General features: G+C 60.5%; 12 protein-coding genes. 6 read left to right on the forward strand and 6 right to left on the reverse strand.

Features of this window, described 5'->3' with window-relative positions:
* Positions 1–18 precede the first annotated feature (18 nt).
* Positions 19–1,473 carry an NCS1 family nucleobase:cation symporter-1 gene (locus tag J2X43_RS19445; RefSeq protein ID WP_112385844.1) on the reverse strand — a complete coding sequence of 485 codons (1,455 nt, stop codon included), beginning with the start codon at positions 1,471–1,473 and terminating at the stop codon, positions 19–21.
* A gap of 345 nt (positions 1,474–1,818) precedes the next feature.
* Here J2X43_RS19445 and rplS point away from each other — a divergent pair, with 345 nt between their 5' ends.
* From rplS to leuC, 4 genes are all read left to right on the forward strand, one after another.
* Positions 1,819–2,355, forward strand: a complete 537-nt coding sequence (rplS, locus tag J2X43_RS19450; RefSeq protein ID WP_310296387.1) for a 50S ribosomal protein L19 — start codon at positions 1,819–1,821, stop codon at positions 2,353–2,355.
* Positions 2,356–2,505: 150 nt separating this feature from the next.
* Positions 2,506–3,303, forward strand: a complete 798-nt coding sequence (locus tag J2X43_RS19455) for a transporter substrate-binding domain-containing protein (RefSeq protein WP_112385846.1) — start codon at positions 2,506–2,508, stop codon at positions 3,301–3,303.
* A gap of 16 nt (positions 3,304–3,319) precedes the next feature.
* Positions 3,320–4,138: an amino acid ABC transporter permease gene (locus J2X43_RS19460; RefSeq protein ID WP_112385847.1), complete on the forward strand. Its 819-nt coding sequence runs from the start codon at positions 3,320–3,322 to the stop codon at positions 4,136–4,138.
* A 238-nt stretch (positions 4,139–4,376) separates the two neighbouring features.
* A complete protein-coding gene (leuC, locus tag J2X43_RS19465) occupies positions 4,377–5,786 on the forward strand; it encodes a 3-isopropylmalate dehydratase large subunit (protein WP_112385849.1) in 1,410 nt (469 codons plus the stop codon).
* 61 nt (positions 5,787–5,847) lie between these two features.
* Here leuC and J2X43_RS19470 read toward each other — a convergent pair whose 3' ends face one another.
* Positions 5,848–6,678 carry an aldo/keto reductase gene (locus tag J2X43_RS19470; protein WP_310296389.1) on the reverse strand — a complete coding sequence of 277 codons (831 nt, stop codon included), beginning with the start codon at positions 6,676–6,678 and terminating at the stop codon, positions 5,848–5,850.
* 97 nt (positions 6,679–6,775) lie between these two features.
* A complete protein-coding gene (locus tag J2X43_RS19475; RefSeq protein ID WP_310296391.1) occupies positions 6,776–7,324 on the reverse strand; it encodes a L,D-transpeptidase family protein in 549 nt (182 codons plus the stop codon).
* A 141-nt stretch (positions 7,325–7,465) separates the two neighbouring features.
* Here J2X43_RS19475 and J2X43_RS19480 point away from each other — a divergent pair, with 141 nt between their 5' ends.
* Together J2X43_RS19480 and J2X43_RS19485 are read left to right on the forward strand one after the other, a co-directional pair.
* The gene (locus J2X43_RS19480; protein ID WP_112385851.1) at positions 7,466–8,149 is read left to right on the forward strand and encodes a response regulator transcription factor; all 684 of its coding nucleotides are present in this window, start codon (positions 7,466–7,468) and stop codon (positions 8,147–8,149) included.
* Between the two features lie 13 nt (positions 8,150–8,162).
* Positions 8,163–8,618, forward strand: coding sequence for a cyclic nucleotide-binding domain-containing protein (locus J2X43_RS19485; protein WP_310296393.1), 456 nt, complete (start codon positions 8,163–8,165; stop codon positions 8,616–8,618).
* On the opposite strand, the gene J2X43_RS19490 is transcribed toward J2X43_RS19485, so the two are convergent.
* The 3 genes from J2X43_RS19490 to J2X43_RS19500 form a co-directional block, all read right to left on the reverse strand.
* Entirely contained in the window at positions 8,619–9,422 is an 804-nt protein-coding gene (locus J2X43_RS19490) for an exodeoxyribonuclease III (RefSeq protein WP_310296395.1), read from the reverse strand. It abuts the gene before it with no gap.
* A 123-nt stretch (positions 9,423–9,545) separates the two neighbouring features.
* Positions 9,546–10,214: an outer membrane lipoprotein carrier protein LolA gene (locus tag J2X43_RS19495; RefSeq protein WP_112385854.1), complete on the reverse strand. Its 669-nt coding sequence runs from the start codon at positions 10,212–10,214 to the stop codon at positions 9,546–9,548.
* Positions 10,215–10,350: 136 nt separating this feature from the next.
* Entirely contained in the window at positions 10,351–13,017 is a 2,667-nt protein-coding gene (locus J2X43_RS19500; protein WP_310296398.1) for a DNA translocase FtsK, read from the reverse strand.
* Positions 13,018–13,225: the final 208 nt, after the last annotated feature.

The following is a 13,225-nucleotide window of genomic DNA, read 5'->3' on the forward strand; positions in this document are numbered from 1 at the left end:
GACCAGGCGCCTCATTTGTCAGGTGGCGGCGCCGACGGCAGAGCCGCGCGTGCTCATCCTCAGCACGTAATAGACCAGGCCGCCAATGCCGACGCCGAAGAACCAGCCATAGGTACCCCACCAATCCGGCAGGATCGATGTGAAGGTCGGCAGGATCGACGAAAAGACCACGCCGACGATGAATGCGATAAAGGCATTCGCATGCCAGCCGTTCTGGAAGCGGAATTCGCCGTCTTCGCGGTAGAGTGCCGCGACATTCAGCTCGCCCTTCCGGATCAGATAGTAGTCCACCATCATCACCCCGAAGATCGGCCCCATCGTCGAGCCGATGAAGTTGACGAAATGCGCCGCACCCGTCTCCCAGGGCGCGAAGGGATAGAGCACCAGTGCGATCAGAGCCGCAATGTAGCCGCCACGCTTGAAGCTGATCTGCCGCGGGAAGACGTTCGAGAAGTCGAAGGCCGGAGACACGAAGTTGGCAACGACGTTGATGCCGAGCGTCGCGACTGCAAAGGTCAGAGCCGCCAGCAGCGCCAGGAACCAGCTGTCGAATTTCGCAGAAATCGCTTCCGGATGCAGCAGCACCTCACCATAGACGGTGAAAGCCGCCGTCGTCGTCACACCCGCCACGAGGCAGAAGGCGAGGAGATTGATCGGCAGACCCCAGAGGTTGCCTTTGCGCAGGGTCTTGGTGTCCTTGGCATAGCGCGAGAAGTCGCAGAAGTTCAGATAGAGCGCTGCGAAATAGGTGATCCATGTCGCGGCAACGGCGGCCAGCGCCGGGAACGATCCGGGTTCACCGGGAACGCCGGCATCCTTGGTCTTCTCAAGCAGAACATCGCGCGGGATCTCGCTACCAAAGGAGAAGGTCCCCGCCTTGACGACGAGATAGACGGCAAGCACCAGCATCATGATCCAGACCGCAGGCCCGGCCCAATCCTGAAACTTGCGGACGGTTTCCATGCCGCGCTGGATGATCAGCAGCTGCAACGCCCAGATGATCACATAGCAGATCAGCTCCAGCGTCGAATGACCGAGCATATGGCTGTTCTGGTGGAAGGCGAGAATGCTGTCGTTGCGGATAAGGAGTGCAACGATCGCACCCGAAGCCGCCGCCGTCTGCGCGCCATACCAGAAGCAGGCAACGACGGCGCGCACCAGCGCCGGGAGGTTGGCGCCGAAGGTGCCAAAGGAAGCACGGGCGAGAACTGGGAAAGGTACGCCCGTCTTGACGCCGGCATTGCCGACAAGGCTCATCAGGCAGAAGATGACCAGCGAACCGATACCGATCGCAATCACGAAATTGATGAAGCTGCCGCACAGCAGGAAAAGACTTGCGGCGAGGTAATAACCCCAAAGACTATGGACGTCAGACGTCCAGACGTTGAAAATACTGAAGGCGCCCCATTTCCTCTCTTCTGCAGGCGCCAAGTCCTCGTTATACAACGAAGGCGATGGATTGCTTATCGACATTCATTCCCCTCCAAATTCCCACGGGTCATGATTTGGCCCGAATCAGAATCTGCTCCTAAATTAGGCATTCGACAAATATTTAATCAGGGAACTCGCTGCCTTGATTGCGTGGAGCATCCGGCGGCAGGCATACGAGACCGATGATCATTGTGGTTTTTCAGAGCGGGAGGGGTGACAAAGCCTGCGCGATAGGGTATGCGCACGCCCGGAATGGGAAAAAATCCCATCAACCACGTAAAGAAAAGCAGACGAATTCGCTCCTGCCTTCACCGGCATATATCCGAGGCTTCGCCAAAGATAGATCGTAGAGCGCTCTGGCTGTTGAACCAACAAAGAGGTTGAGTCATGAACATCATTCAGCAGCTTGAGGCCGAACAGGTCGCCAAGATCGAAGCCAAGCGCACCCTACCTGAATTCTCCCCGGGCGACACCGTCCGCGTCAACGTGAAGGTCACGGAAGGCACGCGTACCCGCGTCCAGGCCTACGAAGGCGTTTGCATCGCCCGCTCCGGCGGCGGCCTGCAGGAAAACTTCACGGTCCGCAAGATTTCCTACGGCGAAGGCGTCGAGCGCGTATTCCCGGTTTACTCGCCGATGATCGAAAGCGTCGAAATCGTTCGCCGCGGTAAGGTCCGTCGCGCCAAGCTCTACTACCTGCGCGACCGTCGCGGTAAGTCTGCCCGTATCGTTGAAGACACCGGCGTTCGCGCCCGCAAGCTCAACGACGCCGAGCGCGCCGCCGTTGCCGAGGAAAAGGCACGTCTGGAAGCTGAAAAGGTTGCAGCAGCACAGGCTCTCGCCGCCGAAAAGGCAGCGACCGAAGCCGCTGAAGCAAAGGCAGCTGCAGAAGCAGCAGCCGCTGCTGAGCCTGCAGCAGAATAAGTTCTGCCCAGCGCAAAATTCTTGCATGAAAAGGCGGTCTTCGGGCCGCCTTTTCTGTTTTAGAGCCGCAGGCGCGCACTGGCCGCTCTTGCCATCGCCTTCTCTTCTATGACAGTTTCCGCCAGCCACATTTTACCGGGGATTTTCAGCATGCTTTTCCGCCGCACCATTCTCGCGGGCCTCGCGGCCCTTTCTCTTTCGCCGCTCGCCGCTGTTGCGGAAAGCCTGCCCGATCTCGGCGGCAAGTCGGTCGTGGTCGTGACCGAGAACGCCTATCCCCCGCTGCAGTTCGTCGATCCGAAATCCGGCAAGCAGATCGGCTGGGAATATGATGCGATGAACGAGATCGCCAAGCGGCTGAATTTCAAGGTCGAGTACCAGAACACCAGCTGGGACGCGATGATCCAGGCGGTCTCCGACAACCAGTACAACATCGGCATGACCGGCATCACCATCAAGGACGACCGCAAGGCGAAGGTCGATTTCTCCGACCCCTACATGCGCTCGCAGCAGTTCATGCTTGTTCGCGCCGATGAAAACCGCTTCACCGACGGCAAGACCTTCGGCGCCTTCAAGGATGGCCTGGTCGGCGCCCAGCCGGGCACCTCGCCCTTCTATACCGCCGTCTACGAAATCCTCGACGGCAACGAGCAGAACCCGCGCATCAAGCTCTTCGAAACCTTCGGCGCCACCGTTCAGGCCCTGAAGACCGGTGACGTCGATACGGTGCTGACCGACGGTGTCGCCGCCAAGGGCTATGTCGACGCGTCGAACGGCACGCTCAAGGTCATCGGCGGCCCGCTCGGCACCGAGGACTTCGGCTTCATCTTCCCGAAGGGCTCCGACCTCGTTGCCCCTGTGAACGCCGCCATTGCCAGCCTCAAGGCCGACGGCACGCTCGACGCGCTGAACAAGAAGTGGTTCCTCGACTACAAGATGGGCCAGTAATTCTGGATCATCGCAGATGGCGCCACACCCATCCCCGCGATCCGAGAAGGGCGACTATCCCTGGTGGCTGGTCGCCCTTGCCATTATCGGCATCATCCTCGCCATCGTCATTGTCACCAACGGCATTTATGCGCAGGTCTTCCAGACCGTCTTCAACGGCGTCTGGATCACTGTTTTCGTCACCATCGTCGCCTTTGTGCTGGCAACGATCCTCGGCCTTGGAATCGCACTCCTCGGGCTGTCCGACAGCAAGGTGCTGCGGCAGATCTCGCGTTTCTATATCGAGATCATCCGCGGTATCCCCATGCTGGTGCTGCTGTTCTATGTCGCCTTCGTCGGTGCGCCCGGCATTGTCGCTGCCTATAATTTCCTGATCACACCGCTGGTAAAATCGGGCATCGCCGAACCCATTCTCGTTCGCGACCTGTCGCTGATGTGGCGGGCGATCATCGCGCTGATGATCGGCTACTCCTCCTTCATCGCCGAAGTCTTCCGCGCCGGTATCCAGTCCGTCGATCACGGCCAGATCGAAGCCGCCAAGGCCCTCGGCCTGTCGCGCTATCACCGCTTCCGGCTCGTCATCTTTCCGCAGGCGATCCGCGTCATCTTCCCGCCGCTCTCCAACGATTTCGTCTCGATGGTGAAAGACTCCTCCCTGGTCTCCGTGCTCGGCGTCTCCGACATCACGCAGATGGGCAAGGTCTACGCGTCCGGCTCCTTCCGCTTCTTCGAGACCTACTCGATCGTCACCTATATCTACCTGATCCTGACGATCGGCCTGTCGCTGGGCCTCAGGCAAGTGGAGCAGCGGATGCGCCGCAGGCACGGGCGATAGTCCTGACGATTCGAATTGCCGTTTATGAGAAAAATCGCTATATCCAGCCTCATGGAAAGCAAGTTCAAGTGCACAGGCGCGCATATTTTCGTGCTGCAGGACCATTATCGCCTGCCGGCGCGGTTCTTTGCGTGCGTTTCGGGCGCTCTCAACAGCCGACTTCGTTGATCGAATGACGGCCGGCGGGCCTTGCCGCCATTTCCCTTTTTCCATTGCATCCAAAAACGGACATACCGCTATGAGCGCACCGCGTACCCTTTACGACAAGATCTGGGACGATCACCTGGTTGACGAACAGGCCGACGGCACCTGTCTTCTCTACATCGACCGCCATCTGGTCCACGAAGTCACCTCCCCGCAGGCTTTCGAAGGCCTGCGCATGACGAACCGCAAGGTTCGTGCGCCGGAGAAGACGCTGGCGGTGGTCGATCACAACGTTCCGACCTCTCCCGATCGCCACCTCGGCATCAAGAACGAGGAAAGCCGCATCCAGGTCGAGCAGCTGGCGATCAATGCCGCCGAGTTCAACGTCGAGTATTACTCGGAGAACGACAAGCGCCAGGGCATCGTCCACATCATCGGTCCGGAACAGGGCTTCACCCTGCCGGGCATGACGATCGTCTGCGGCGACAGCCACACTTCGACCCACGGCGCCTTCGGCTCGCTCGCCCATGGTATCGGCACCTCTGAGGTCGAGCACGTTCTCGCCACCCAGACGCTGATCCAGAAGAAGGCGAAGAACATGCTGGTGCAGGTCGACGGCCAGCTGCCGCCGGGCGTCACCGCCAAGGACATCGTTCTCGCCATCATCGGCGAAATCGGCACGGCCGGCGGTACCGGCTACGTCATCGAATATGCCGGTGAAGCCATCCGCGCGCTGTCGATGGAAGGCCGCATGACGATCTGCAACATGTCGATCGAAGGCGGCGCGCGCGCCGGCCTGATTGCGCCTGACGAGATCACCTTCGAATACCTGAAGGACAAGCCGCGTGCGCCGAAGGGTGCCGAGCGCGAACAGGCGATCGCCTACTGGAAGACGCTGAAGACCGACGAAGGCGCCCATTTCGATCGCATCGTCAAGCTCAACGCCGCAGAACTGCCGCCGATCGTTTCCTGGGGCTCCTCTCCTGAAGACGTCATCTCGGTTCAGGGCATCGTTCCGAACCCCGACGATATCAAGGACGAGACCAAGCGCACCTCCAAGTGGCGCGCGCTTGACTATATGGGCCTGAAGCCCGGTACGCCGATCACCGACATCAACATCGACCGCGTCTTCATCGGCTCCTGCACCAACGGCCGCATCGAAGACCTGCGCGAAGTTGCCAAGGTCGTCGAAGGCAAGACCGTTGCCTCCACTGTCAGCGCCATGATCGTCCCGGGCTCCGGTCTGGTGAAAGAACAGGCGGAGAAGGAAGGCCTCGACAAGATCTTCAAGGCGGCCGGCTTCGACTGGCGCGAGCCGGGCTGCTCGATGTGCCTCGCGATGAACGACGACCGCCTGAAGCCGGGCGAGCGTTGCGCCTCGACCTCCAACCGCAACTTCGAGGGCCGCCAGGGCTTCAAGGGCCGCACCCATCTCGTCTCGCCCGCCATGGCAGCAGCCGCTGCGATTGCCGGTCACTTCGTCGATATCCGCGAGTGGAACTGAGCGTCTAACTGCATAAAATGAAAAGGGCGGCCTCGGGCCGCCCTTCTTGTTTCTGCCGATATCAGAATGTCGCCGTGTACGGATCCGGCCCCATCCGGGAGCCATTGTCGTCAAGCTTGGCGATCGCAGCCATATCCTCTGCATCCAGCTTGAAATCGAAGACATTGAAATTCTCTTCGATGCGAGACGGCGTTACCGATTTTGGAATTACCACCAGTCCGGTATCGATATGCCAGCGGATGATCACCTGCGCCGGCGTCTTGCCATGCTTCTTGGCGATCTCACCGATGACGGCATTGGCGATGAACTTGCCCTGCCCGAGCGGGCTCCAGGATTCCGTCACGATGTTGAGCTTCTTATGCGCCTCCTGCGCCGCCTTCTGCTGGAAATCAGGATGCAGCTCGATCTGGTTGATCACGGGCACGACGCCGGTATCGCCGATGATGTGCTCCAGATGATCCGGATAGAAGTTCGACACGCCGATCGAGCGCGCCCGGCCCTCTTCCTTGATCTTCACGAAGGCCTTCCAGGTCTCGCGATAGAGGCCGCGATGCGGCGATGGCCAGTGGACGAGATAGAGATCGACATAGTCCATGCCGAGCTTCTTCAGGCTGCCGTCGAAGGCGCGAAGCGTATTGTCATAACCCTGATCAGGGTTGCGCAGCTTGGTGGTGATGAAAACGTCCTTGCGGTCGAGACCGGAGGAGCGGAGGCCTTCGCCAACGCCCTGTTCGTTGTCATAGCCGGACGCCGTGTCGATATGGCGGTAACCGGCCTGCAGCGCCTTCAGCACTGTTGGCGCGGCGATATCCTGCGGCGTCTGCCAGACGCCCAGGCCGACCTGCGGAATGGAATGTCCGTCATGGAAAGTAATGATGGGTTGATTGGCCACAATATGTCTCCGTCAATTTGAAAGCCGGCGCGCCCGAGGCAGCGCGACGTCGAGAAGCCATATAGGACGGCGGCGAAGAATTATCACCCCTTGAGATTCAGAGAACCTTGACGACTGTCCCTTTACGCATGTGGGGCAGCATGCGGCGCATGTCCTGCGGCTTGACGGCGACGCACCCGTCCGTCGGCTGGTAGCCGGGGCGGATCAGGTGGAAGAAGATCGCCGAGCCGCGATAGCGCGCCCTCGAAGACACGTTCCAATCCATGACGAGGCAGACGTCGTAAAGGCCGTCCTTGCGCTTCAGTTCCTCATGGCTCTGCTTGAAGGGCGCCTTGACCAGGCGGTTATAGTTGGCGTTCTCGGCCTGATCGCACCAGAGCATGCCGGCACGGATGCGCGAAAGCGCAAGCGGCGTCGTGATCCGCTGTGGGCGCTCGCCGCGCCGGAAGCCGTACAGCAGCTTCATCGAGGCCACCGGCGTTGCCCCATCCCCCTCGCGCTTCAAGATGCTGCGGCCCGTCCGGCCGATCGCTGCAGGCACAACAATAGGCCCGCACTGCACCAGCGCCCGGCTCTTTTTTCCCGGTTGAGGCCTCACAAGGATGGTGCAGATACGCTTTGCCGCTCTCTGCCTTGTTTTTTCCATTATTGTCACATGTTTTTGTTTTGCTTAGATGTTCGATGAAATCATATCGATCCGGGCGCTGCAACCGCGTGTCTTGCGCTCTTTGCCAATCATCGAATTTGGCGTAGGACTTGTAAGACGGAACCTGAGGAACAAAGCCGCATGACCGCACGCACCATTCTACTGGTGGATGACGATGACGACCTCCGCGAAACCCTGACGGAGCAGCTCGCGCTCTATGAGGAATTCACGGTTCTCCAGGAATCGACCGCCGGCAAAGGCGTGCAGGCTGCCCGTGGAGCACCCATCGACCTTCTGATCATGGACGTCGGCCTGCCTGACATGGACGGCCGCGAAGCCGTCAAGCTGCTGCGCAAGGGTGGCTTCAAGGCGCCGATCATCATGCTGACCGGGCACGACACCGATTCCGACACCATTCTCGGTCTTGAGGCCGGCGCCAACGATTACGTGACAAAGCCCTTCCGCTTCGCCGTCCTCCTCGCCCGCATCCGCGTGCAGCTGCGCCAGCACGAGCAGAGCGAAGACGCGACCTTTACTGTCGGTCCATATCTCTTCAAGCCCAGCCAGAAGCTGCTGACCGCTGAAAACGGCCAGAAGATCCGGCTGACGGAAAAGGAAGCGGCGATCATCCGCTATCTCTATCGCGCCGAACAGAAGGTCGTGACCCGCGACGTTCTGCTCGAAGAGGTCTGGGGCTACAATTCCGGCGTCACCACGCATACGCTGGAAACCCACGTCTATCGCCTGCGCCAGAAGATCGAGCGCGACCCGTCCAATGCCGAAATCCTCGTCACCGAGAACGGCGGATACAAGATCATACCGTGAGGCAGATGCGCAGATGGCGCTGACAGACGACATCCACACGCTCTCGCAGCTGCCGCTCTTCAACGGCATGTCCGACGACCAGCTCCGCCTGGTCGCCTTCGGCGCCGATCGCCGCGTCATCTCCACCGGCCAGATGCTGTTCCGCGAGGGCTCTCCAGCGGAGAGCGCCTATGTGGTCACCAGCGGCGCTTTGGAGCTCACCGTAATGGACAAGGATGGGCATCATCGGGTGCAGCGTGTCGCCGGACCCGGAACACTGCTTTCCGAACTTGCGCTGGTGACGCTGGTGGAGCGCAAATATACCGCGGTCGCCCGCGAGGATACCGGCATCATCCGCATCACCCGCGCGCTTTTTCATCGCCTCATCGAGGAATATCCGGAAGCCGCCAAACTCATCGAAAACCGTATCCGCGACAATATCGCGGAGCTTGCTGCGCGCGCCACGGCGCAGCTCCACCGCTTTTCCTGATCAGAGATTGAAGTAGGCCGTCACGGGAACGTGGTCGGATGGCTTTTCCCATCCGCGCGCTTCCTTGAGGATCTCGACACGCTGCAGCAGCGGCCCGAGATCGGATGAAGACCAGATGTGGTCGAGGCGGCGGCCCTTGTCGGCCGCTTCCCAATCCTTGGCGCGGTAGCTCCACCACGTATAGAGCTTCTCATTGGCAGGCACATGCTGGCGCATCAGATCGAGCCAAGCACCGCGCTTGATGACCTCGAGCAGCCCCTCGGTCTCAACAGGCGTATGGCTGACGATCTTCAGGAGCTGCTTGTGCGACCAGACGTCGTGCTCCAGAGGAGCGATATTGAGATCGCCGACCAGGATCGAGGACGTGTTGGGCTCGGCATTGGCCTTCAGCAGCTTCATCTCATCGACGAAATTGAGCTTGTGGGCGAATTTCGGATTGATCGCGATGTCAGGCTCGTCGCCGCCTGCCGGCACATAGAAATTATGCAGCCGGATACGGCGCCCGCCGCGCTCGAAAATACCCGAGATATGCCGCGCATGGCCGACATCGCCGTAGTCGAAGCGGTGATCTTCGACGATCGGCAGCCGCGATGCGATCGCCACGCCATGATAGCCCTTCTGGCCGTGAAACAGGATGTGCTCGTAGCCCATCGCCTTCAGTGGCGCGAGCGGGAAGAGTTCGTTCGGAACCTTTGTCTCCTGCATACAGAGAATGTCGGGCTGATGCTTGAGCAGGAATTTCTCGACGATCGGCATCCGGAGACGGACGGAATTGATGTTCCAGGTCGTGATCGAGAAGCTCATGCCAATGCCTTTCATCGAGGGGTGAAAAGGCTTTAGAGCAAAGCCGCGCCGGAGGAAACGGGCGGCAAAAGAAAACGCCCGGACAAAGCCGGGCGTTGCTTCAATGGGATGAGATCGGCGGGGTCAATCGCGCGAGGCGGCCGTCCCAGGAATGCTTTCGTAAGGCACCCGAAACACCTTGTCGTCGAACTGCACGCCGGTCTTTACGTTGAACACCATGACCGAGGTGTCCTTGCCCTGGTTGTCGGTGATCGTCCACTGGCGAAGGTCGTAAGTCTTCGGATCGAACATCATGGTGATCGTCGAATTGCCGAAAACGGTGTTGTTACCAAGCGCGATCGTCGTCAGGTCCGACTCTTCCTTGACGCTCTTCACCGAACCATCGCTGAGATTGATCTTCTGTGCCAGCAGCAGGCTGAGCGGCGTCTTCGACAGCGGATAGAGGTTCCAGGTCTTGAGCTTCAGATTGCCGATCGCGACATTCTTGCCGTCGGCGATCACCCGGATCGGCGACGGGTCGTCGTAGTTGAAGCGCAGCTTGCCGGGCCGTTCGATGAAGAACTTGCCGCCTGTCTGTTCGCCACGCGGACCGAACTGCACGAACTCGCCCTGCATGGTGCCGACGCTCGAAAAATGGTCGGCGATCGCCTGTGCCGTCGAAGAGCCCGCGGCTGCCGCCTGAGCAAAAGCATTGAACGGTAATGCGGCCGACAAGGCGCCGAGCGCCATCGCGCCCAGCATATGGCGGCGCGTCAGCGAAAAGCCGTTCAGGAATGAATCGGAGTTGTTCATCTAGGTCTCCTTTATGCGACCTGCTTGCTGCCGAAAGGCGGCGTCTTCATGGCGCAGACGCATAGCTGCGAGAGGTAACGTTTTCGAGGCGATCAGGTTTCCGTGAAGCCGTTGCCTCGAAAGATTTTTTCACGTGTCAGCGATCGAGTATATCACCTTCGGTCGGAACAAGGATCTCGCGCTTGCCGGCATGGTTGGCGGGGCCGATGATCCCTTCCTGCTCCATACGCTCGATCAGCGATGCAGCGCGGTTATAACCGATGCCGAGGCGGCGCTGGACATAGGACGTCGATGCCTTGCCATCGCGCAGCACGATGGCCACCGCCTGGTCGTAGGGATCGTCGGAATCGGCAAGATTGGAGGTGCCGGCCGGGCCGCCACCGTAGTCACCATCTTCGTCGTCATCGGCTGTGATCGCATCGAGATACTGAGGCGCGCCCTGCGTCTTCAGGAATGAAACGATCTCCTCGACTTCCATATCGGCCACGAACGGGCCGTGGACACGCTGGATGCGGCCGCCGCCAGCCATGTAGAGCATGTCGCCCATGCCGAGCAGCTGTTCTGCACCCTGCTCGCCAAGGATGGTGCGGCTATCGATCTTCGACGTCACCTGGAAGGAGATGCGGGTCGGGAAGTTCGCCTTGATCGTGCCGGTAATGACGTCGACAGACGGACGCTGCGTCGCCATGATGACATGGATACCAGCGGCACGCGCCATCTGCGCCAGACGCTGCACCGCGCCTTCGATATCCTTGCCCGCGACCATCATCAGGTCGGCCATTTCGTCGATGATGACGACGATATAGGGCATCGGCTGCAGATCGAATTCTTCCGTCTCGTACATCGCCTCGCCGGTATGGCGGTCGAAGCCGGTCTGCACGGTACGCGAGATCTGCTCGCCCTTGGCAAGCGCCTGCTCGACGCGGGCATTGAAGCCATCGATATTGCGGACGCCGATCTTCGACATCTTCTTGTAGCGCTCTTCCATCTCGCGGACGGTCCACTTGAGCGCAACGACGGCCTTCTTCGGATCGGTAACGACGGGCGACAGCAGGTGCGGGATGCCGTCATAGACGGAGAGTTCCAGCATCTTCGGATCGATCATGATCAGGCGGCACTGTTCCGGCGTCATCCGGTAGAGCAGCGACAGGATCATCGTGTTGATGGCGACCGATTTACCGGAACCGGTGGTACCGGCGACCAGCAGATGCGGCATCTTGGCGAGGTCGGCGATGACGGCTTCGCCGCCGATCGTCTTGCCGAGCGCCATCGCGAGCTTCGCCTTGGATCCCTCGAAATCACGCGAGGCGATCAGCTCGCGCAGATAAACGGTCTCACGCGTTGAATTCGGCAGTTCGATGCCGATGGCGTTGCGGCCCGGCACGACGGCGACGCGGGCAGCGATCGCGCTCATCGAGCGGGCAATATCGTCGGCAAGGCCGATGACGCGGGACGACTTGATACCCGGAGCAGGCTCCAGTTCGTAGAGCGTGACGACCGGGCCCGGACGCACGTGGATGATCTCGCCCTTGACCCCGAAATCTTCGAGAACGCCTTCGAGCATCCGCGCATTCTGTTCCAGCGCATCCGCGGACAGCGTGCTGTCGCGGACGACATTCTTCGGCTCGGCCAGAAGATGCATCGGCGGCAGCTGGAAGCCTTCGGGACGGATGAAGCTGCCCTGCGATTCGCGGTCAAGACGCGCACCTGGCTTCGGGCGCGATGCTGCAGGCGTCACCCGCGGCTCCTGCTTGCCGCCGGAACGCGCCGGGGCGCGCATCATCCAGCCATCCTCGTCGTCATCGGGAAGGATATCGGCGGGGCGAGGCGGCATGTCGGCGTCAAACGCATCATCGTCGTCATCGTCATCGAGCGAAATCGACGGCGCGGAAACGATCCGGCGCTGCGAGGTCGCACCCACATCCATCGACGGGTCCATACGCTCGCCGCGGCCGGCAGGGGCCTTGGCACGCACCGGCTCGTTGAGCTTGCCGAATTCGTCATCGTTGAAATCGTAGGGCGATTCGAAGTCGCTCTGGCGGCGCTTGCGCGGCCCCATGCCGAAGATGCGGCGCATGCGCGCCTGGCTCATGTACCAGGCATGCGTCAGCGCGCCGAAGGCGAGCCAGCCACCTTCATCGTCGCCATCATCCTCGTCGGCTTCACCAACCGAACGCGCCTTGGAGCGCGTTTCGGTAAAGTCCTCGGCAATATCGTCATCTTCTTCGGTGCGGCCGACGATACCGGCCGCAAACAGCATCATCCAGACGGTCGGCACCGCGAAGACGCAGCCGACGGCGGTTGCGAATGTTCCGGTTGGATAGGCGCCGACGAACAGTGCCGGGAAGCGCAGAATCATGTCGCCGATGACGCCGCCGATACCGTTCGGGATCGGCCAGGTCAGTGGTGGCGGAAAGCAGCCGATGACGGCAGAGGAAAGCACCGAGCCGAGCGCCCACGCACCGCCGCGCGCCGGGATGCGGCTGATATGACGGCCGGAGATCATCGCCAATGCCCAAGCAACGACGGGCAGAAGCGCAATGACGCTCGCAAGTCCGAAGAACTGCATCGCCAGATCGGCAAAGGCAGCGCCGCTATAGCCGAGGATATTGCTCGGCGCATTGCTTGTTGCGTAGGAATAGCTCGGGTCGGCGACGTTCCATGTGGCCAGCGCCGCAACGGCAAGCGCCAGCATCAGGAAGATCGCAAAGCCCAGAAGAGCCTGCGCCTGCCTGAACAGGAACCCTGAAAGGGAGAAACGGTCCGGCCGGCTATCGATCGCCGGCGACGTGCTTCTTGCCATATGTCCTACCGTCCATGTGCTGCGGCGCGAATCGCTCTCGCAATTCACGCAGAATGCGTCTCTTCCACCTAACCAGAGGACGGTTAAAGCGGTGTTAACCATGACATCGGGGTATTAGAATGTTGAAAATAAAAGGGCCCGAACCTTGGAAGGTCCGGGCCAAAATGCGGTCTATGTTTTCGATAGGCCGCGACGGGCTGTTCAGCGG

Origin of the sequence: Rhizobium sp. BE258, from assembly GCF_031457345.1 — a bacterium.
GTDB lineage: Bacteria > Pseudomonadota > Alphaproteobacteria > Rhizobiales > Rhizobiaceae > Rhizobium.

Coding starts and splice junctions, on each gene's coding strand:
- J2X43_RS19445 (WP_112385844.1), bottom strand. CDS start 1,473: ATGTCGATAAGCAATCCATCGCCTTCGTTGTATAACGAGGACTTGGCG.
- rplS (WP_310296387.1), top strand. CDS start 1,819: ATGAACATCATTCAGCAGCTTGAGGCCGAACAGGTCGCCAAGATCGAA.
- J2X43_RS19455 (WP_112385846.1), top strand. CDS start 2,506: ATGCTTTTCCGCCGCACCATTCTCGCGGGCCTCGCGGCCCTTTCTCTT.
- J2X43_RS19460 (WP_112385847.1), top strand. CDS start 3,320: ATGGCGCCACACCCATCCCCGCGATCCGAGAAGGGCGACTATCCCTGG.
- leuC (WP_112385849.1), top strand. CDS start 4,377: ATGAGCGCACCGCGTACCCTTTACGACAAGATCTGGGACGATCACCTG.
- J2X43_RS19475 (WP_310296391.1), bottom strand. CDS start 7,324: ATGGAAAAAACAAGGCAGAGAGCGGCAAAGCGTATCTGCACCATCCTT.
- J2X43_RS19480 (WP_112385851.1), top strand. CDS start 7,466: ATGACCGCACGCACCATTCTACTGGTGGATGACGATGACGACCTCCGC.
- J2X43_RS19485 (WP_310296393.1), top strand. CDS start 8,163: ATGGCGCTGACAGACGACATCCACACGCTCTCGCAGCTGCCGCTCTTC.
- J2X43_RS19490 (WP_310296395.1), bottom strand. CDS start 9,422: ATGAGCTTCTCGATCACGACCTGGAACATCAATTCCGTCCGTCTCCGG.
- J2X43_RS19495 (WP_112385854.1), bottom strand. CDS start 10,214: ATGAACAACTCCGATTCATTCCTGAACGGCTTTTCGCTGACGCGCCGC.
- J2X43_RS19500 (WP_310296398.1), bottom strand. CDS start 13,017: ATGGCAAGAAGCACGTCGCCGGCGATCGATAGCCGGCCGGACCGTTTC.